This window comes from Paracoccus sp. PAR01 (assembly GCF_014851995.1).
Lineage (GTDB): Bacteria > Pseudomonadota > Alphaproteobacteria > Rhodobacterales > Rhodobacteraceae > Paracoccus > Paracoccus litorisediminis.
Map to the genome: position 1 here is coordinate 1 of NZ_JACVAW010000123.1, position 253 is coordinate 253.

A 253-nucleotide genomic window follows, 5' to 3' on the forward strand; every position below is an offset into this window, starting at 1 on the left:
GCCGATCAGGCTGGCGTATCGGGCCCAATTCGCACCGCCCTCGTCATGTCCGGCGAATAACGCATTGCGGCGGTTCATGGCCGGACTCCGGATCGCATTTTCGACCAGGTTGGAGTCGATGTCGACAGTAAGCGGCGCCTGTGCCCCACCTTCCGCATTTTCACGTGACCTGAGATTTCGCGCCTGATGGAGATTGGGCGGGAGTTTCGCGATGGCGACTACGGTGGAGTTTCTCAGGGACTATGGGGTGGAC

1 pseudogene is annotated in these 253 nt (G+C 60.5%); it reads right to left on the bottom strand.

Annotated elements, in window-relative coordinates:
• Positions 1-126 (bottom strand): annotated as a pseudogene (locus tag IB235_RS24970) (transposase); the annotation flags it as partial.
• Positions 127-253: the final 127 nt, after the last annotated feature.